Genomic DNA, 18998 nt, shown 5'->3' with positions numbered 1-18998 from the left:
TATTACCCTCTTTTTTCATTGATTTTGTCTGTTTTACGTAAAATGTGTCTACTCCTGGCTTTTTCTGAAATATAATGGAGTTATGAGCAGTTCTATTGTGCAGTCTTAAGGGATATATTGTAATATACTGTCGCCTATGTTTTAATCAGAAATACATGAGGGAATGTGCAGGCAGAGGAGGAGATGGCATTGTGGTTGCGTTAAAGGACATGCTTTTACAAGTACTGCTGGCAGGGTCGGCGGTATTTCTGATTCCCTTATTCCGTCTGGTACTCTCCAAGCGGGCTATTGCCAGAATGGAACATGCCGGAACCGTTCATACCAGTTTTGCTGTGACAAGTGTCGCGAGCATGTTATTGTGTCTGCTGTTCGCGCTCTATGCAAGCCCGGTGGCCGTACCCATATCATTAAGCATCGTACCTGTGATACTTGTTATTTTGTATTGTAAGTCCGCTATAGGCGTAACGCTGTCCATTCTACATATTCTCTTCTATTTTCTTTTTGCGCATCCCTATGATCTGTACGGATTTCTCCTTCATACGGGCATTCTTCTCTATCCTATTGTATGGTTGTCTGCCAAACGATTCAAGCATAATACACCTTCACGCAAAATGGCGATCCTCATCATCCTGATTACAATGGAACTGGTTGTAACGAGTCTGTTATGGATCGCATCCCTCCAGAATGAATCCATTTACTCTGCGACCTACATGATACTTACAGCACTTGGGTATACGGCTGGAGCCATTGTTGCGGGCAGTCTGAGTCTGCTATGGCTGGAACGGATGAAGCACTATCGCGGGCTGGAGCAGCATCTCTCGGAAGTCCACCACCGATACATAGCCGAAACGGAGAAACTTCATCAGATTCTGAACGCAGTGCCTCTTTCCATTGCCACCGTAGATAAACAAGGCACAGTGATGTTTGTCAATGAGATGATGGAGCAAACGGCAAGGGAGCAGCTACCTTGTACCTCCACGCCTGATCTCATTGGACAGCCTGCCAGTCAATTTGTTGAACAAGGTCAGGCGGACAAGATGGATAAAAGCATTCGCAGAGCCGTCGTTCATGGTGAGATTAGTGGGTTGACCGTTCGTTACGGTGCACATGTATTTCAGTCCCGAACCGTACCGATTTATGCCTTTTCAACAGAGTCTGCGAGAGAAGTTACAGGAGCCATGCTGATCATTCAGGATATCACGGAGCTTGAGATGTTGCGAAGTGAACTGGATAATGTGGATCGTCTCAGTCTGGTGGGGCAGATGGCTGCAAGCATTACGCATGAGGTGCGTAATCCAATGGCGGTTGTACGTGGCTTTCTTCAACTTATGCAGGAAAAGAGTCCTGACTCCCTCGATCACTATTACCGGATCGTTCTGGAAGAGCTGGACCGTGCCAACAGTATCATTAATGATTTCTTGTCTTTGGCTCAGAATCGTATTGCCGAGAAAGAAGAATCCCAGCTGCACGATATCATACATGAACTCAGTCCGTTGTTATGGGCGGATGCGAACCTACGTGGTCAGAGTATTGAACTCATGTTGGCCCATAATGTGCCAAAGCTGCATCTCAATTCTAAGGAAATCAAACAGGTGGTGTTGAACCTGGCCCGTAACGGGATGGAAGCCATGAATGAGAAGGGCGTGCTTACGCTGGAGACACGGATTGTGGATGATAAGGTGGAACTGTGTGTACGTGACACAGGACCTGGTCTACCCAGAGTGAAGAAGGAAAAGCTGTTTGAACCTTTCTATACGACAAAAGCCAAGGGAACCGGACTTGGATTGTCCATGTGCCTGAGTATTGTGGAACGACATAACGGAACCATTACTGTGGAATCGGAGGAAGGCCAGGGCACGACCTTCAAAGTGGCATTTGAACGTTAGTCATTCAGCATATATTGCCAGACATTGAGGCATAATATTATGGAAGAAGCCTCTCCGCAGGCGGTTTCTGAATCTTGCTTTCATTGCTTATGGATGTATAATAGGAATAGCACATCATTACATCCATAATGTTCGATATGAATGTAACGTTGTTTTGGAGAGTTTATTGGCCTTTAATTTTATCGAGATCATAGAACAACCATTTATAAGGAGTGAAACCGAATGTCGATGTCATTTGATCAATACATGAAAGATATGGTTCAACCGATGCGGGATGATTTAACTCGTCTAGGAATCCAGGAGTTGCGTACTCCTGAAGAAGTGGAAGCAAGTCTTCCGGATGCAAAAGGAACAGCGCTGGTTGTCATTAACTCTGTCTGCGGATGTGCCGCTGGTCAATGTCGCCCAGGTGTGTCCCAAGCACTTCAGCACGATATTACACCGGATCACCTGTACACTGTATTTGCTGGTCAGGACAAAGAAGCAACTGCAAAAGCACGTGAATTCTTTGCACCGTATCCTCCATCTTCACCGTCCATCGCTCTGATGAAAGACGGAGAACTCGTTCACTTTATCGAGCGCCATCAAGTGGAAGACCGTTCTGCAGAGGATATTGCGGCTGATCTCAAAAGTGCATTTGACCGTTACTGCCGTTAATTCGCTCCAATAGAACGCCCCGCCCTTCGGATCACCGATGCCGGGGCGTTTCATTTTGGATAGATAAGGTTATTGAACCATTCGGACCTTTCAAGCTGGACATCAAATTTCATTCATTTAGAAACGGGGTGTGTGAACGATGAGTTTGCAACAACAGATCATCGCTGAATTGAAGGTTAAACCAAGCATTAATGAAGAAGAGGAAGTACGCAAGCGTGTTGATTTTCTGAAGACGTATGTGAAAAATGCGGGTGCCAAGGGTTTGCTGATTGCAATCAGCGGCGGTATTGACAGTGCAGTGGCTACGGCGCTTTGCAAAAAAGCGACGGACGAGCTTACGCAAGAGAACAACCAAGAGTACAAAACGCTTGGTGTGTTCCAACCTTATGGTGAACAATCCGATATCGATCACAGCTATGCTGTAGCCAAAGCATACGATCTGAAGCATGTCGTGGAAACCAATATCGAAGATGCAGTGAACGAGATTGCACTCGAAGTGGAGCAAGGTTTCAAATCCTTGGGCAGCCCACGCCATATGACTCATCAAGGCAAAGGTAATGTCAAAGCGAGAACTCGTATGGTTATGCAATATGCGCTTTCGTTTGAAGAGAACCTGCTCGTTGTAGGTACGGATCATGCATCCGAAGCCATCACGGGCTTCTATACCAAATGGGGCGATGGCGCTGTGGATATCACACCACTGAGCACCCTGAACAAACGTCAGGTACGCCAGTTGGCAGCATATCTGAACGTTCCACAGGCTGTTTTGGACAAAGCACCATCGGCAGGGTTGTGGGAAGGTCAGACGGACGAAGATGAGCTGGGAATTTCGTATGAAGCGAACAGCGACTATCTCGAAGGCAAACAGATCGATCCGGCTGCACAAGAGCGCCTCGAAGCGTTCTATACGCGCACACATCACAAACGCAATGCCATTCCAGGTATCTAATACGGGTGGATGAGCATGAACGTTATAAGCTGTTAACACCAACATTGAAATGCTTTCCCTCTTAGGGGATACAAAAAAAGAGTCACTGCTCACGCAGTGACTCTTTTTTTGTATGGATTGAGGAAAAACAAAAATCCAGATGACTACTATATTAAAGATGAGTTACTTACTCCAGTCTTGGATCTGTTGCAGGGTTTGGGTGATGGCTTGCTCCAGTTGCGGAGTGGTTTCTTTAAATGGATGTACCGTATTAAAGGTGTGATTCCCTTCAGGTACCTGGTGCCATGGGATATCAGGGCGTGCTTGCACAAGTGCGGCAGAACCGTCCCGCAGACGCGGGGGATCTTCTGTTCCCTGAATGAGTGCGACTCGCACAGGTGAAGAAGCCAAGCGGTCAATGATAGCGTAACGTTCGCTATGCTTGTCCAGGTCTTCCAGAATAGCCACGTCCAGTGGCATCTGCTGGCCTGTTCGTCCGTTAACGACATGGCTGCGGCCATGCGTACGCATTTCTTCTTTTTGCTCCGCCGTGAAGAGATCCAGATTGGTTACGCCATTCCAGGAGATGACACCTGCCACCTGCTCGGGATGATCCAGTGCATAGACGAGACTTACGCCCGCACCGCGGCTATGACCAACCAGGTATACAGGAAGTCCTGTGAGTTCAGGTTGTGTAGCCACATGTTTCAGTACCAGGGCCAGATCGGCAAGCTCCCGGCTGTAGGTATTCACTGCGAACTTTTCAAGTTCAGAGAATTGCTCCAGATATTCGCCGATACCGTTGTGAGAGAAATTAAAGGTCAGCACATGATGCGTCTGGCTTAGCTGTGAAGCTGCATAGGGGAACATGCCCCAGTCTTTGAAGCCTTTGTATCCGTGAGCCAGAATGATGACACCTTGAGCGGGTTGCTGTGCAGGGAAAAAGTCTCCGCGAATGATCGCATCTACGTCAGTGGGCAATTCAAAAGTTATGGGCATTATTCAGACCTCCTAAGAATTTCAGACGATTCCTGATTCATATTTTAGCATATATGGTAATGCGGATAGGTACTCGCTTCTGATCGTCCCTCCTGCTACAATAGAATACGTGTTCGGAGAGTTACGGATCATGTGATTGAATGGAGATCTTTTACAGTATAAAAGATTAAGCGGGTGAAGCGTTGATGATATATGGCATAGGCAATGATGTGCTGGAGATTGGACGTATGCGGAAGCTACTGTCCGGTCGCCATGCGGAAGCTTTCATAAAACGAATTTTAACGCCAGCAGAGCGGGAGATCGCAGTTCGTCGAGGGAAGCGGATGACGGAGTTTGTATCCGGTCGATTTGCAGCGAAAGAAGCGGTGTCTAAGGCATTTGGCTGCGGTATTGGTGGTGTCATGGGCTTCACTGACATTGAGGTGCTGCCTGATGGGACAGGACGTCCCGTGGCCTCGCTGTCCAGTCAAGCCTGGGAACGTCTGCAGCTGCCATATGATAAGCAATATGACATTCATTTGAGTATTACGCATCAGACGGAATTGGCAGCGGCCTTTGCGATCGTGGAGCAGATGGAAAAGTAGTTAGCTTGGCAATAGGAGAGGACGGAAATATGGGTTTACAGGAACAGAAACAACATTTCAGCGTGAATTTGCTGGACTGGTATATGGTCAACCGACGGGATTTGCCGTGGCGTCGCCACAACAATCCGTATTTCACATGGGTATCGGAGATTATGCTTCAGCAGACGCGGGTCGATACGGTAATTCCGTATTTCAATCGTTTTATCGGGAATTTCCCGACCGTACAGGCGTTAGCGGAGGCACCTGAAGAGGATGTCTTGAAAAATTGGGAGGGACTCGGTTATTACTCCCGTGCACGTAATCTTCAGGCAGCCGCCAGACAAGTCATGGAGCTGCACGGAGGCGAGATGCCGCAGGACAAGCCTGCTGTCATTGCATTAAAAGGGGTGGGCCCGTATACTGCCGGGGCCATTCTCAGCATTGCCTTCAATCAGCCGCAACCTGCGGTAGATGGCAATGTCATGCGGGTACTGTCCCGATACTTCCTCATCGATGAGGACATTATGAAGGGCAGCACCCGGGTGTTGATGGAAGAGCTCGCAGGAGAGCTCATTCCGGAAGGGCGGGCGCGTGATTTCAATCAGGCGCTGATGGAGCTTGGCGCGCTGGTGTGTACACCCAAAGCGCCGCACTGCCTGACTTGCCCGGTCATGGAGCAATGTTCCGGCCGTATCGCCGGAAGAGAGCTTACACTGCCGGTCAAGACCAAGGCGAAGCCGCCGCGCCCTGAGCAGCGGCTGGTCGCGATTGTGGAGGGCCGCGGTGCTCATCGCGGCCAAGTGCTTGTGCGCCAGCGCCCAGACACGGGCCTATTGGCCCGCATGTGGGAGCTGCCGCATGTGCTCGCGGCGCCCGCCGCAGCGAGCAAGAAGGCGGCGCCGCTGGCGGATGAGCCGGCCATGGCATTGCTGGCCGGCAGTCTGTGGGCGGAAGGCTTCGCTGCCCGCCCGGAAGGGCTGGCTACCCATGCGGAGCATGTGTTCAGCCACATTGTCTGGAGCCTGCAGGTGTACAAGTGTACCGAGCAGGACCAGAGCAGTGAGCTTCCGCTGATCGCAGCGGAAGCCAGAGCCGCCTACGATGCACAGGCGGCAACAAGGGAGGGCACAGCCTCATCATCAGCTGTGTCACCTGAGTCAGACACAATGCATCCATCGGAGCCAGACACGCCTAATGCGCAGAACATCTCAACATCACTTAACGATGGAGAGATGTTGATGTCATCATCTGACGTTAGTGACCTAGCACTGAGTACTACGACACTGACAGGTAAAGGCGATGGCTTGACCTACCGCTGGATCGGTCCGGAAGATATGGATAAGATGGCATTCCCGAATATCTTCCTGAAGCTGATCAGCAGTTATTTTGCTGGTGCGTATGATCAAGTGAATGATTAAATGGGGGAGCTAACGAACTCCAGAGGTCTTATCATGTGGATATACCACAATTATGAATTCTAACGAACCTGAGTGACGTTATCATAGACAAATCAACCCAAAAGTGCGCATCAAAACCCATATTTGGGGAAAGAGCTACTCTGAGATTCGTTAGGTTAGCGATACGATGAAATATGGAGCAATAACGTGTCCTGGGTTCGTTAGAAATAAAACACCCATTAACTATAACTATAGTGGTAGCAAAAAGAGAGCCTGATCACGGTCACGATGACCGAATCAGGCTCTCTTTTATGTTAACTATTGCATGCTAACAGTCTTATTTTGCAGAAGCGTAACGTTTGTTCACTTCATCCCAGTTGATTACATTCCAGAAAGCGGCGATGTAGTCAGGACGTTTGTTTTGGTAGTTCAGGTAGTAAGCGTGCTCCCATACATCCAGACCCAGAACCGGAGTCAGACCTTCGAAGAGAGGGCTGTCTTGGTTAGGTGTGCTAGTGATGGACAACTTACCATCTTTACCAACTACGAGCCAAGCCCAGCCGGAACCGAAGCGAGTTGTAGCTGCTTTAGCGAAATCTTCTTTGAATTTATCAAAGCCACCCAGTTCGCTATCGATAGCTGCTGCGATATCGCCTGTAGGAGCGCCGCCGCCGTTAGGTCCGATGATTTCCCAGAACAGGCTGTGGTTAGCATGTCCACCACCATTGTTGCGAACCGCTGTGCGGATGCCTTCAGGTACGCTGTCAAGGTTAGCAATCAGATCTTCCAAGCTTTTTTCTTGCAGTTCAGGAGCGCTTTCCAGAGCTGCGTTCAAGTTAGTTACATAAGTATTGTGATGGCGATCGTGGTGGATTTCCATCGTTTTTGCATCGATATGTGGTTCCAGTGCGTCGTTAGCGTAAGGAAGTGCTGGTAATTGAAAAGTCATAATGAAATACCTCCTGAGATTTTAGGTTTTTTTGAAAACAGGTACATATGTAATAATACCCTTGCCACTAATATTAAACCGCATTCGAGCTAATTAAGCAACATTTTTGTTTATTAAGTCCCCCGAGGCGTTGATCTAATGATGGGCCAGAGATAACAAACATATTTTACCCTTTATGCAACTATTTATGTGTTTTAAGGCGTTTAAATAGATAAAAAGTTTAATATTCGTATGTAAACGGTTACAATTAAGCGCTTTCAAAAGAAAATGCGTGTTTTATGGAGAAAAGTATGGTTTAATTGACGAAGAAGCGGTATTTTCTCGTTTTTTGTCATTATATGAACATTGGGTTTTTGGTAAAAAGGGATTCCCTTTTTGTAAAAAACCTCATCTAAGCTAACGAAAAGGGAGATTTAAGACATGCACGTTCGTTCCTTTCAGTTGAGTGATGCAAGCCAGATGACGGAGCTTCTCCAGGTTGCACTATCGGAAGAGTGTTATGAGAACACGATGGGCCCGTTTGCCCGTCAATTGTCATGGGATTCTGACCTGATCATGGTTGCGGAAGAAGAGGGAGACCTCGTAGGCGCTTTGATCGGTACGATTGATCACAACCAGGGTTGTATCTACCGTATTGCGGTACATCCAGACTATCGTCGCCGTGGAGTCGGCAAAACACTTGTCGAGGCTATGGAACAGCGGTTCCAGCAGCGTAAAGTCAGCCAAGTATGGGTGGCAGGTGATGAGCACAACAAAGTAGCCATGCCTCTATATGAAGCAATGGGTTACGGTGCCAATCAGATTATGAGCGCTTTCCAGACTCTTAGTATTTTGTCCAAAGCTTAGTTTGCATGTTTAAAAAGAAATAAAAAAAAGATTTTCATTTCATATTAGGCATATCTCTTTAACGTGTAAGAACGTGAGGGATGTGCCTTTCTATTTATATGAGTGTTCTTCACGTCATATTCCTCTGGTTTCCTCATTTTCTGAACATGCTTCGGAGTCCCTGAATTCTATTTAAATCACCCTGACTATCCTGGCTGTATTCACGATAACCAAGGTATTGGTGCTCATAACCAATTGTTTCACTCTCCCAAATGGAGTAGACTGAAAGGGAGTATGGTTACCATGTTACAAGTTTAATTCAACTATTTAATAAATGAGGTGTCCCTTTGAATTCCAATAATCATTCAATGGAACATGTGACTTCCGAGCAACGAAATGAACCGTCAAAGCCTGAACAACCGGGGAAATCCTGGGTTGTCGAGCTGTGGGACTGGGTCAAAACGATTGTTGTTGCTTTTGTAATTATGATGCTGCTGAACCTGTTTGTGTTTAATCTGTCAATGGTCAAGGGACAGTCCATGCAGCCGACACTGGTTGAGCGAGATCGCCTTTTCGTCAACAAAATCGTATACCATCTGGGTAATCCTTCCCGATCAGATGTGATCGTACTTCGTGATCCAAGCGAAGGTGTGGAGAAGAAGGATTTTCTGGTGAAACGGATCGTTGGACTTCCGGGAGATACAATTGAAGTTAGGGATCACCATCTATATGTGAACGGCGAGCAACAAGCGGAAACTTACACCGATATTGAGGTGCAGGACCCAGATTTTGGCCCAATCACCTTGGAGCCGGATCATTTCTTCGTGATGGGGGATAATCGTCATGAAGGCAAAAGTAAGGATAGCCGAGTGTTTGGCAGTATTACATCCGACCAGATTGTAGGCAAGGCTGAATTTATTTTCTGGCCGTTTTCTGAATTGAAGAAATTGTAAAATGCTTACAGGACAACAACTTCAGACTGCATTTTGCGTTAAACCATATAGAGTTCGTTCCGTTTGAATTCAAGTATGCAAGGCATATATAGAAATTAACGCCTGTCCTCTTACCGTGAGGCGGGCGTTCACTATTTACGGAATAAGTGTCGGAAGAAGAGAGGGAAGAGAAATGACGAGCGTACAGACCGAGGCAGCACAGGATGCCTCCGTATGGGAAAAGTTAAAACAGGAGATCAAGGCAGCTGGCCCCGGACTGGGCATTGATGATATCGGTTTTGCTTCGGCTGATCCCTTTGTTTCCCTGAAGTCGCTACTGGAGCAGTCGCGGGATAAAGGGTATGCTTCAGGTTTTGAAGAGCCGGATATTGAAAAAAGGGTGCACCCCGCCTTAAAAGATGGCGAGCCCGCTTCACTTATTGCAATAGCCGTGGCATACCCATCCAAAATGGTGAATCCGCCGAAATCGGAGCCTGGTGCGTATCGAGGCATTTTTGCCCGTTCGGCTTGGGGTCAGGATTATCATCAGGTCCTGCGTGCAGCGATGGACAAGTTGGTCAATTTTATAAAGGAACGCGTACCTGAAGCCATGATCGAAAGCATGGTAGACACCGGAGCATTGGTGGATCGTGCGGTGTCCCAGCGTGCGGGGATTGGTTTTAGTGCCAAAAACTGTGCCATTATATCACCCAAATTTGGTTCATGGATTTTTCTCGGAGAACTGGTAACGAATATTCCTTTTCAACCAGACACACCTGTGACCGAAGACTGCGGTGAATGTACAAAATGTATTGATGCCTGTCCTACAGGAGCATTGGTGGGGCCGGGGCAGTTGAATGCACAGCGTTGTATTTCTTTTGTAACCCAGACGAAAGGGTTCGTGGATGAAGAATTTATGCTGAAAATAGGCAACCGTCTATACGGTTGTGATACGTGTCAGATTGTCTGTCCGAAGAACCGGGGCAAGAACTGGGATCACCATCCCGAGTTTCACCCCGATCCGGAGATTGTGAAGCCACTCCTACTGCCGCTGCTGGACATCGGTAACCGGGAATTCAAGGAACGTTTCGGTCAGAGTTCCGCCGCTTGGCGGGGCAAAAAGCCGATTCAACGCAACGCCGTTATTGCCCTGGGTAATTTCAAAGACAAAAGTGCTGTACCCAAACTTACAGAAGTATTAAAACGTGATCCGCGCCCCGAGTTGCGGGGAACCGCAGCCTGGGCGTTAAGCAGAATTGGAGGAGAAGACGCCATGAGAGCAATTGGGGAAGCTGCCGCTAACGAACAAGATGGGAACGTACTAAGCATGCTGCAGAAGGCCGAGGAGCGACTGAGTTCGTCCGAGACCTTACCCAAACAGCCACAGGCTGGACAAGTGAGTGAGAAGCAGTCAGAGGAACAGAACAACGAGAACAATTCCTTACGTGCGTTACAACAGGATTTGAAAATGGAAGCTGGGATTGAACCGGGTAGTGAGCAGTCTGCACAGCCTGCCAAACCGGAAGCCGCAGCGTGGAAACCTTCAGCCGTTACAGGTCTTCATGGCAAGCCCGTATACTACGATGAGGTACTGACACCGATTGGTACTCTTACGTTATGCGCGACGGATGAAGGGCTGTGTCACATAGATTTTGGCGCCTTTCACGTACGCGAAGCTCATCTGCAACAATGGGCCCGCATCTGGATTGGCGAGTATCGATATGAGAAGAATGAAGAGAAGCTCAGCGAAGCTGCAAAGCAGTTAAAGGAGTATTTTGCAGGGGAGAGAAAAACGTTCGACTTGCAGCTTGATCGGCTTGGAACACCATTCCAGCTACAAGTATGGCAAGTTCTGTCCGATATATCTTATGGAGAGGCCTCATCACACCAACAGGTTGCGGAAATCATCGGCAGACCCAAGGCTGTTCGTGCAGTTCTGGACGCCATTAGCAAGAATCCGATTCCGATTATTATTCCCTGTCACCGTATCAGTGGTAAAGACGGTACCCTGGTGGGTTATGTAGGCGGTCTGCAAACCAAGGAGCAATTGCTCGCATTGGAGCAGCTATCGTAAGAGCGGGGGACGTTCATGAAGTATGTAAACGTGGAGAGCGTGGAAGCGGGGGAGCTTCTGGGCAAGACGGTATATTCCAGTAACGGCACCGTACTGCTGTCTGCCGGAGTCCAGCTCACCGTATACATGGTCAATACGCTGAAGCGTATTGGCGTGACCATGTTATACATCCAGGATGAAGCGTATAAAGATGTGGATGCAGAAGACATTCTGGATGAAACCACGAAACGGGCAATAATTAACGAAATGAGTGTCACACTCGAATCCATTCGATCCGGGAAAGACTGGAGTCCGAGAAAAGTTGCCCTCAGTATAGAGAAGTTGCTGAATGATGTACTAAACGGGCGTGAAATGCTTGTGCAGCTCACCGATATTCGTACCAAAGACAATGCACAGTATGTTCATGCGATGAATGTATGTTTGTTGTCTTCGGTCATCGGACTGAATATGGGACTCAATTATAATCAACTGAAGGACCTTGCTGTGGGGGCATTATTGCATGATATTGGCAAAGTGGGGGAACCTCCTGGCAGTGGCTCTGCTGCAAATTCTTCGCTGCATCATACATGGCGTGGATTCGAAGTGATTAAGAACAAACGGGAGTTCAGTCTGTTGGTCGCCCATACAGCCCTGCAACATCATGAGCATGTAGATGGTACAGGCATGCCGAGAGGGATCAAGGGAAGTGACATTCATCTGTTTGCGAGAATCGTTAGTGTGGCTAATATCTATGATAATCTCATTAATGGTTTATCCAAGGACAGTTTGATGCCACATGAGGCCTGTGAAGAGATGATGGCGTTGTCTGGTACAAAGCTGGATCGGGACATTCTGATTGAGTTCAACAAGAGTGTATCCGTGTATCCCAATGGTACAGCGGTACGACTGTCCACCAAAGAGACTGGAGTCATTGTGCGTCAACATCGGGGATTGCCCGGCAGACCTGTGATCAGGGTGGCACGCGGAAGTACGCGTTATTCTCTGGATGTGGTTGAAATCGATCTGGCTCAGCATACAACCGTTTTCATTGAAGCTGTCATGACGTAGCTTGTGTGCGGTTCAACTGGAAAATCCGTTTGCTCAAGGCGTGCGGAAATGCTATGATACTTTCAGGAAATCCGCTCTGTGTCAGGTTTGCAACATGTGTGTTGAACATCATGAAGTGACACGGATTATCAGGCTTTTTAGAATGCATACAGAGGTGTCTAAGAGATGGATATTGTTATACCGATTATTACATTGATTGTTGGTCTGGTCGGGGGATTTTTCATCGGGGTGTTCTACTTGCGTAAACAACTTGAGAAAATGCAAAGCAATCCGGACATGCTTCAGAAAATGGCGAAGCAAATGGGCTACAACCTGAATGGTAAGCAAATGCAGCGTGCCCAGCAGATGATGAAGAATCAGCAGCCAGGAGCGAAAATGCCTCAGCCGCAACAGCATCCTGCGCGTAAAAGTTCGGGCCGCCGAAAATAATAGCAGTGAAGTGAATAACTGCTTAAAGTGCGTGTTCAAAAAGTTGGGTTTTCAGTACCGAGAAGATGGGACGAAGCTAGAAATGGAGTAGCGGAGCGTAGTAAACTACGTGAGCAACGGACATTTCGGCTGAATTTCATATTCGACGTTGATGATGCCTTTAGGCATCCATCGTAATCAAAAGCGTACTTTTTGAACAACCTCTTAAAGTATTGTGGTTCGAAAGGAGGCGTTTGGCAGTGGCTGGCGTTAAAGATTATTTGAATTCAAAAGTATCCGACAATCGGGAGAAGATCGAGTATCATGTAGAGCAGATCCTGAAATTGATCGGAGAAGATAGTACACGTGAAGGGCTGCTTGAAACGCCTGCACGTGTGACCCGAATGTATGAAGAAATTTTTGGCGGATATGAAGTAGACCCGCGCGATGTGCTCGGTGTCACGTTTGACGAGAATCATGAAGAACTGGTTATCGTCAAGGATATTGTCTACTACAGTCAGTGTGAGCACCACATGGCGCCGTTCTTCGGCAAGGTGCACATTGGGTATGTACCAAGCGGCAAGATCGTTGGTCTGAGCAAAATGGCTCGTCTGGTCGAAGCAGTAACACGTCGCCTGCAAGTTCAGGAACGTATTACTTCACAGATCGCTGACATTCTGACAGAGGCCGTTGAACCTCATGGAGTTATGGTCGTTGTGGAAGGCGAGCACTTGTGCATGTGTTCCCGCGGCGTGAAGAAACCGGGAAGCAAGACGGTAACGTCTGCTGTACGTGGTTCTTTCCGTGAGAATCCGGCACAACGTGCGGAGTTCTTGTCTTTGGTAAAAGATTAAGATCAGGTATGTCCACTCGCTGGACAAGCCGGATGAGTAAGTTCCTTTGGTTTTGGAAGCAGCAGTTTCTAGCCATAGGATGTGATATAAATAAGCCGTGTTCCCTGGGAACCGGCTTATTTATATATGCGTTGTCATTCCTATATACTGGATACATATGAATTCGTTAAGCCGGAGGTAATGGAACGATGAGTGTACCTTCCCATTCAGATCAACCGGTTCAGCCGGAAAAGGGACTACAGGCAGATCAGCAGGCTTCAATGCGTCTGCAAATCTGGGAGACACCACTCATGCGACAAGGTAGCAGTGTACTCGAAGCTTTTGCTTGGGAAGAAGTTATGTGCAGGCGGGTTGGGGCAGGGCATCTACCAGTTGCACATATATGGAGACACCCAGATGCCTTTGTAGCGGGTCTGCGTGACCGCAGGTTGCCACAGGCTGTAGAAGCGATGGAACAGATTAGAAGCCAAGGGACAGCGGTCTGTGTTCGGCCTTCCGGTGGAGCGGCAGTACCCTTGAACCCAGGGGTAGTTAATGTGTCGCTGATTCTGCCTAATCCCGGACATGCCATCAATATTCATGATGATTTCCGGGAAATGGCTTCGATTATTGCCGAGTCGCTAACGCCGTGGTCGAATCAGGCGCAAACTGGCGAGGTTCAAGGTGCTTTTTGCCCGGGAGATTATGATGTCAGTGTAGGTGGATTGAAATTCTGTGGTATTGCCCAGCGCAGGCAGGCAAAGGCGTATATCATTACGGCTTTTATCATCGTGGACGGTCAGGGTGATCAATTGGCAGCAGATGTGCGACAATTCTATCAGCATGCAGCAGGCGGGGCGAGTGAAGGATATCCCGATGTTCAGCCTGGCACGATGGCAAGTCTGAAAGAATTGGCAGGTGTACCTTCAGCTGCGGCATATACTGCGGCTTTGGTTCGAACATTGCGAGATCGCTATCCACAGACGGAGACCAGCAGGGTGCTTAGCGTTGGCTCTGAAGAAGTACGCCTGACAGCTGAGCAGATGAAGCTGCGCTACGATTAACACTTTTTACTAGGGCTTGGAATTGGTTAATAGAGATGATATGATGTGATTTCGGAAGGAGAGTGTTAGGATGGACACATTGAGATATACGTATTTATATGAGGTTGTATCAACAGGCGAAAAATCCGAGTTCAGCCAAATGGCAACAAGCAAGGAAGAGGCTGCTGCACTGATCGTTGCACGTATAGCCGATCTGGAGTTTACAGATGAGTCTGATATCAAGCTGGGCGATCTGATCTCCATTAGCAAACAGGTTGGCGACAACTATGTGGCGTGCGAGGGCTGTGCTTCTTAAGTGAACATTTAGAAATAGGAAGTCTCTCAAAATACAAGCAAGTCTCTTTTTACAAGAGGCTTCTTTTTTGTCTACACCAAAAGAGATATCTTTCAGTCATTTGGCTGAAGATATCTCTTTTTTCTCTAAACCATCTAACCCCAAGCTTAATAAGGCGGCCACAACAACTTGCGTGCCGTTTCGTAACGCTCGGCCACAGCGGGCCAGTAGACAACGTTCCACCAATCCTCGATATACTTTTTGCGTTCATTCTGATGCTTCAGATAGTAGGCATGTTCCCACACATCCAGTGGCAGGAGTGGTACGATATCGGACTGGGACAGGTTCTGGTGTTTTTCCGCCTGCAAAATCTCCAAACGATGTGCTCTCGGGCTCCAGACAAGCATCGCCCAGCCACTGCCTTCCACCTTGTTCGCGGCTTCTGTGAATTGATTCTTAAACGCTTCATAACTTCCGAAATCCCGCTTGATCTGCTCTGCCAGCATACCGGAAGGTTTGCCGCCACCAGCAGGATTCATAATTGTCCAGAAGATCGTATGCAGGTAGTGGCCTGCCCCGTTGAAGGCAAGTTCACGTTCCCAATGTTTGATGAGTTCAAAGTTATTCTTTTTTCGCGATTCCGCCAGCTTTTTCTCTGCTACATTTAGTCCGTCCACATAAGATTGATGGTGTTTGTCATGATGGATACGCATCGTCAGCTCATCAATATGTGGCTCCAGCGCATTGTACGCATAGGGGAGAGGAGGCAGTGTGTGTCCTCCAATGGGAACTGGCTTCTCTTTTACGGGAGGTGCTGTAGAACTGGGTGTGGCTTGTGTTGTTCCGGTAGAAGGTGGTTGAATGGTTGCGGATTGGATATGAGCTGAACCGGCAGGTGCATTTACATTCCCCTCTGGAGAAGTTGGAGCTTCTGAAGCTTGGCGATGGACACTTCCTGACACTGACGTATGCAACGCATTTTCCAGAAAAAGTGATGGCTCCGAATCCGTTTCGCGTAAGATGCCAGGTTGGCCAAGCGTATCCAATACACCCAGAAAATACTCCGACTCGCGGATAAAATGCAGAATGAGTACTTTGGCAAGCGGAACAGCTTGCACAGCAGCACTTTGCTCCAGAAGAACATACAGCTGTTTGATGAACTCTCTCGATTGCTGCCGAGCTGCCAACACAAGTTGATCGATACAACGAACGATGTAGGGAGCAGGTGGATGGGTTGCGGGCAATAGTTGTTTTAAAAGCTGATTGGCTACTCGCTCACTGTTTGCAAAGGTAACCTCCCATTCCTCCAGTAGCTTGACGTATGGGGGCTCCAGATCAGGAACCAGGGCACGAATGACGAGTGTATGTTCTTTCTCCTGCTCTTTCCAGAAACGGATTTCCTCCAATGTCCGCAGAGGCAGCAGGTGACCATATTCATACCAGTTCATCTATGTTGAACCTCCTTCAGATGAAATTCATTGCATGCAGACCGTCTGTTCATGCGTCCCAAGAGTATATTCCGCGAGCTTGTTGTCCTATGAGTGCAAAAAAAAGAGCCCCTGAGGGCTCTGGAAAAAATTCAATGATTGAAATTTGGTTATTCTCCACTATTGGTGTTTTCCACATCGTCACTGCTTGTTTTCGTTACATGACTCAGGAAAGTTGAGACACGGCGCAGATATTCCTTTGGATGCTCCCGGAAGATCAACTCATGATGCGCATCCTGGACAATCCATACATCGGAGTACGGATTGGTCTGGTTGGCGGCGAGTTGCTCCGCAATTGGATAAGGCGCCTTCTCGTCCTCTGTACCATGGATGAAGAAAATCGGGAACGGATAATCTTTCTTTTTCACTTCCTGGTATGGAATCTGTTGTAATCCGGTACCATTCAGAACAGGGAACAACAGTTTCATGATCTCCAGTGTAGGCTGACGCGGGAGATCGATCTGGTTGTGAATGTTGTGGTACAGCGTATCTGGCTCCAGCAGGAACGCACTGTCCAGAATCATCGCATCTACTTCCTGCGTAATCAATCCGGTTTGAAGCGCTGTACCGGCACCCATCGAGAAGCCCCAGACAACCAGTTCCTGCGCACCACGTTGCTTGGCGAACTGGATCGCACCGAGCAGTTGCTGTGACTCAGCTTTGCCACCTGTGGCTACAGCTTTGTTCACCTGTGAGGCGAAGCCATAATCGAACATGACCACGTTAAACCCAAGTTGATGGGCATAGTGTGCCAGGTCATACATGGGTACCCATGTTTCTTCACGATTAGCACCATAGCCGTGACTGAAAATAATCGTTTTGCTTGCAGCATTGTCAGCAGGTATATACCATCCCTGCATCGTCCGGCTGCCATCTGCTGCCGGGAACGTGATATCTTCATACTTCATGTTCTTGGCTTGCATCGGATTGGAGAAGACTGGCGCTACCGTTGGATTGGATAATACCCATGCGATATAACCATGCAGTGCAATAAAACAAAACAGTAGAAAAAATACAACGGAGAGCAGCAACGCTACGATAATATGTTTGAACCGAATCAGCCTCGGTGATAGGGAAGAGGGCAGATCGGACACTTTTGTTTGCAGCGGGGCTTCGCTCTGGGATGATTGATACATGAATGCCCCTCCTTTGAAGTTCAGTTGAAGATAACAACGACATGTAAAGAGAATTGCGTCGATTTCAGAGCCTGCTTCAGAGCGATATCTTAATGTAATATATCTTTATCGTATGTTCCAATATAGTCAAAGTCAATTGATTGAGGGCATTTGTTACGCAATTGTTATATAGTTCTTAAGATATATGGGTAACATTACCTTAGTGTGTAAATTACAGGGGATTAAGTCTTATAAAAAGGAAAAATTTATACGTTGGCCTATTTTGATTTTGGCTCTTTTTGGTTTACAGATGAGACCGTTTCTCATATAATTTATGTAACCAAGTTTCATGTGATGAAACATGAGGAGGGCATTATGCCATGGAAGATCGCAAGTTAACCGTCCGGGCTGTGGAACGGGCGCTGGATATATTATTATGTTTTACCACACGCAGTGATCTGGGACTCACCGAAATTGCCAGCCAGATCGGCCTGCACAAAAGTACAGTCCACCGCTTGATGGCTACGCTGGAGGATCGAGGGTTCGTGATCCGCGATGCAGCAACAGAGAAGTACCGACTTGGCATCCGAATCTGGGAGCTGTCAGCTCATATGTCCCGCAGTGATGATCCCGCTATTCTGCTGCTGCCTGCGATGGAGCGACTGAGAGATCGATTGGGGGAGACCGTGAGTCTGTACCTGCGTGATGGGAGTGAAAGGATACGGATTCAAGCTGTGCAAAGTGATCAGGCGATCCGCCGAGTCGCTCCAGTGGGTGTTAGACTCCCGCTGTCTGTGGGCGCTTCCAGCAAAGTCCTGATGGCGTTTGCCACGGACGAGGATCGTGAAGAACTGATGAACGGGCCGGAATGGCCGGTGTTTATTGATCCCGCGGTGTATTTGGCGCAGATGGGAGATATCCGGGATAACGGATATGCGACGAGTTATGAGGAACGTGAGCCGGGAGCTGCCGCGGTATCTGTACCGATTATGGATCGCAGAGGCAATATTGCAGCTGCGCTCTCGGTCTCAGGACCTGTCAGTCGACTCTCGCAGGAGACATTGCATGAATACGCACCTGTGTTGAAGGATGCTGCTACGCAAATGGGGCTCATGTTATCCTGATGTTGATGTAAGTTTTTTCTCTAATAGAGTTTGATCATTTGGAATATAAAGGTTGTTTTTATGTTCCGGTTGCGCTACTCTGTAATGGACGGCCCAACGGAGCCAGCTTCATTGAATATGAACGGCGGCTTATGTAAGCCGCAACTTATTAACGTTACTGGGGGAGTCCGAATTGTCCGGACTGAGACGGAATCGCATGAGATTCCGGACCCTTTGCACCTGATCTGGATCATACCAGCGTAGGGAAGTAATCGGCGATATGACCACAACCACCACATGATGTGACCCTTGTAGGGCTCCGTTAAGGAGCTGCATAAAGGTGCATTATTGGTGATGGACATAAAAGTCGGTTCCTTCGGGGACCGGCTTTTTTATATACAGGGAACGGGCGATATAGCGCGGATTTTATGGGCCTCTTTTTCGATAACCTGCGGAA

At 48.0% G+C, this 18998-nt stretch carries 18 protein-coding genes and 1 riboswitch; of the genes, 14 read left to right on the top strand and 4 right to left on the bottom strand.

Features of this window, described 5'->3' with window-relative positions:
- The first annotated feature begins 191 nt into the window (after positions 1-191).
- The 3 genes from MHB71_RS21855 to nadE all read left to right on the top strand — a co-directional run bounded on the left by MHB71_RS21855 (position 192) and on the right by nadE (position 3492).
- The gene (locus MHB71_RS21855; protein ID WP_340027683.1) at positions 192-1886 is read left to right on the top strand and encodes an ATP-binding protein; all 1695 of its coding nucleotides are present in this window, start codon (positions 192-194) and stop codon (positions 1884-1886) included.
- 222 nt (positions 1887-2108) lie between these two features.
- Positions 2109-2543: a BrxA/BrxB family bacilliredoxin gene (locus MHB71_RS21850; protein WP_017690788.1), complete on the top strand. Its 435-nt coding sequence runs from the start codon at positions 2109-2111 to the stop codon at positions 2541-2543.
- 139 nt (positions 2544-2682) lie between these two features.
- The gene (gene nadE, locus MHB71_RS21845) at positions 2683-3492 is read left to right on the top strand and encodes an ammonia-dependent NAD(+) synthetase (protein ID WP_017690787.1); all 810 of its coding nucleotides are present in this window, start codon (positions 2683-2685) and stop codon (positions 3490-3492) included.
- 162 nt (positions 3493-3654) lie between these two features.
- Here the strand turns inward: nadE and MHB71_RS21840 are convergent, their stop codons facing one another.
- Complete coding sequence (locus MHB71_RS21840) at positions 3655-4470, bottom strand: alpha/beta fold hydrolase (protein WP_340027682.1); 816 nt, start codon at positions 4468-4470, stop codon at positions 3655-3657.
- A 185-nt stretch (positions 4471-4655) separates the two neighbouring features.
- Here MHB71_RS21840 and acpS point away from each other — a divergent pair, with 185 nt between their 5' ends.
- Both acpS and mutY read left to right on the top strand, forming a co-directional pair.
- Complete coding sequence (gene acpS / locus MHB71_RS21835) at positions 4656-5054, top strand: holo-ACP synthase (RefSeq protein WP_036614140.1); 399 nt, start codon at positions 4656-4658, stop codon at positions 5052-5054.
- A 29-nt stretch (positions 5055-5083) separates the two neighbouring features.
- Entirely contained in the window at positions 5084-6451 is a 1368-nt protein-coding gene (gene mutY / locus MHB71_RS21830; RefSeq protein WP_340027681.1) for an A/G-specific adenine glycosylase, read from the top strand.
- A 316-nt stretch (positions 6452-6767) separates the two neighbouring features.
- On the opposite strand, the gene MHB71_RS21825 is transcribed toward mutY, so the two are convergent.
- Positions 6768-7379 (bottom strand): superoxide dismutase, encoded by a 612-nt coding sequence (locus MHB71_RS21825; RefSeq protein ID WP_036614138.1) that lies wholly within the window; start codon positions 7377-7379, stop codon positions 6768-6770.
- Between the two features lie 420 nt (positions 7380-7799).
- Here MHB71_RS21825 and MHB71_RS21820 point away from each other — a divergent pair, with 420 nt between their 5' ends.
- The 8 genes from MHB71_RS21820 to MHB71_RS21785 all read left to right on the top strand — a co-directional run bounded on the left by MHB71_RS21820 (position 7800) and on the right by MHB71_RS21785 (position 14857).
- Positions 7800-8225, top strand: coding sequence for a GNAT family N-acetyltransferase (locus tag MHB71_RS21820; protein WP_017690782.1), 426 nt, complete (start codon positions 7800-7802; stop codon positions 8223-8225).
- Positions 8226-8551: 326 nt separating this feature from the next.
- Entirely contained in the window at positions 8552-9157 is a 606-nt protein-coding gene (lepB, locus tag MHB71_RS21815) for a signal peptidase I (protein ID WP_235200821.1), read from the top strand.
- Positions 9158-9329: 172 nt separating this feature from the next.
- Positions 9330-11210 carry a tRNA epoxyqueuosine(34) reductase QueG gene (gene queG / locus MHB71_RS21810; RefSeq protein WP_340027679.1) on the top strand — a complete coding sequence of 627 codons (1881 nt, stop codon included), beginning with the start codon at positions 9330-9332 and terminating at the stop codon, positions 11208-11210.
- A gap of 15 nt (positions 11211-11225) precedes the next feature.
- A complete protein-coding gene (locus MHB71_RS21805) occupies positions 11226-12257 on the top strand; it encodes an HD domain-containing phosphohydrolase (protein WP_017690779.1) in 1032 nt (343 codons plus the stop codon).
- A gap of 165 nt (positions 12258-12422) precedes the next feature.
- Positions 12423-12686, top strand: a complete 264-nt coding sequence (locus tag MHB71_RS21800; RefSeq protein WP_017690778.1) for a YneF family protein — start codon at positions 12423-12425, stop codon at positions 12684-12686.
- Positions 12687-12925: 239 nt separating this feature from the next.
- Positions 12926-13519 carry a GTP cyclohydrolase I FolE gene (gene folE / locus MHB71_RS21795; RefSeq protein WP_036668229.1) on the top strand — a complete coding sequence of 198 codons (594 nt, stop codon included), beginning with the start codon at positions 12926-12928 and terminating at the stop codon, positions 13517-13519.
- 188 nt (positions 13520-13707) lie between these two features.
- A complete protein-coding gene (locus MHB71_RS21790; RefSeq protein ID WP_340027676.1) occupies positions 13708-14562 on the top strand; it encodes a lipoate--protein ligase family protein in 855 nt (284 codons plus the stop codon).
- A 70-nt stretch (positions 14563-14632) separates the two neighbouring features.
- Positions 14633-14857 carry a hypothetical protein gene (locus MHB71_RS21785; RefSeq protein WP_036614132.1) on the top strand — a complete coding sequence of 75 codons (225 nt, stop codon included), beginning with the start codon at positions 14633-14635 and terminating at the stop codon, positions 14855-14857.
- Between the two features lie 146 nt (positions 14858-15003).
- Here the strand turns inward: MHB71_RS21785 and MHB71_RS21780 are convergent, their stop codons facing one another.
- Together MHB71_RS21780 and MHB71_RS21775 are read right to left on the bottom strand one after the other, a co-directional pair.
- Positions 15004-16284, bottom strand: coding sequence for a Fe-Mn family superoxide dismutase (locus MHB71_RS21780; protein WP_340027675.1), 1281 nt, complete (start codon positions 16282-16284; stop codon positions 15004-15006).
- A gap of 149 nt (positions 16285-16433) precedes the next feature.
- Entirely contained in the window at positions 16434-17459 is a 1026-nt protein-coding gene (locus MHB71_RS21775) for an alpha/beta fold hydrolase (RefSeq protein WP_340027673.1), read from the bottom strand.
- 359 nt (positions 17460-17818) lie between these two features.
- Here MHB71_RS21775 and MHB71_RS21770 point away from each other — a divergent pair, with 359 nt between their 5' ends.
- Entirely contained in the window at positions 17819-18562 is a 744-nt protein-coding gene (locus tag MHB71_RS21770; RefSeq protein WP_017690772.1) for an IclR family transcriptional regulator, read from the top strand.
- Positions 18563-18711: 149 nt separating this feature from the next.
- Positions 18712-18825, top strand: a riboswitch (TPP riboswitch).
- Positions 18826-18998 lie beyond the last annotated feature (173 nt).

It is taken from the genome of Paenibacillus sp. FSL H7-0940, from assembly GCF_037979415.1.
GTDB lineage: Bacteria > Bacillota > Bacilli > Paenibacillales > Paenibacillaceae > Paenibacillus > Paenibacillus amylolyticus.
Note: the sequence above shows the minus strand (reverse complement) of the source record. Positions and strands in the feature narration are given on the sequence as shown.

Excerpts from the sequence above, each read along its gene's own strand:
- MHB71_RS21780 (WP_340027675.1), bottom strand. The coding sequence starts at position 16,284 with ATGAACTGGTATGAATATGGTCACCTGCTGCCTCTGCGGACATTGGAG.
- MHB71_RS21850 (WP_017690788.1), top strand. The coding sequence starts at position 2,109 with ATGTCGATGTCATTTGATCAATACATGAAAGATATGGTTCAACCGATG.
- MHB71_RS21825 (WP_036614138.1), bottom strand. The coding sequence starts at position 7,379 with ATGACTTTTCAATTACCAGCACTTCCTTACGCTAACGACGCACTGGAA.
- MHB71_RS21775 (WP_340027673.1), bottom strand. The coding sequence starts at position 17,459 with ATGTATCAATCATCCCAGAGCGAAGCCCCGCTGCAAACAAAAGTGTCC.
- MHB71_RS21840 (WP_340027682.1), bottom strand. The coding sequence starts at position 4,470 with ATGCCCATAACTTTTGAATTGCCCACTGACGTAGATGCGATCATTCGC.
- MHB71_RS21790 (WP_340027676.1), top strand. The coding sequence starts at position 13,708 with ATGAGTGTACCTTCCCATTCAGATCAACCGGTTCAGCCGGAAAAGGGA.
- MHB71_RS21805 (WP_017690779.1), top strand. The coding sequence starts at position 11,226 with ATGAAGTATGTAAACGTGGAGAGCGTGGAAGCGGGGGAGCTTCTGGGC.
- queG (WP_340027679.1), top strand. The coding sequence starts at position 9,330 with ATGACGAGCGTACAGACCGAGGCAGCACAGGATGCCTCCGTATGGGAA.
- acpS (WP_036614140.1), top strand. The coding sequence starts at position 4,656 with ATGATATATGGCATAGGCAATGATGTGCTGGAGATTGGACGTATGCGG.
- MHB71_RS21770 (WP_017690772.1), top strand. The coding sequence starts at position 17,819 with ATGGAAGATCGCAAGTTAACCGTCCGGGCTGTGGAACGGGCGCTGGAT.
- mutY (WP_340027681.1), top strand. The coding sequence starts at position 5,084 with ATGGGTTTACAGGAACAGAAACAACATTTCAGCGTGAATTTGCTGGAC.
- MHB71_RS21800 (WP_017690778.1), top strand. The coding sequence starts at position 12,423 with ATGGATATTGTTATACCGATTATTACATTGATTGTTGGTCTGGTCGGG.
- MHB71_RS21820 (WP_017690782.1), top strand. The coding sequence starts at position 7,800 with ATGCACGTTCGTTCCTTTCAGTTGAGTGATGCAAGCCAGATGACGGAG.
- MHB71_RS21785 (WP_036614132.1), top strand. The coding sequence starts at position 14,633 with ATGGACACATTGAGATATACGTATTTATATGAGGTTGTATCAACAGGC.
- nadE (WP_017690787.1), top strand. The coding sequence starts at position 2,683 with ATGAGTTTGCAACAACAGATCATCGCTGAATTGAAGGTTAAACCAAGC.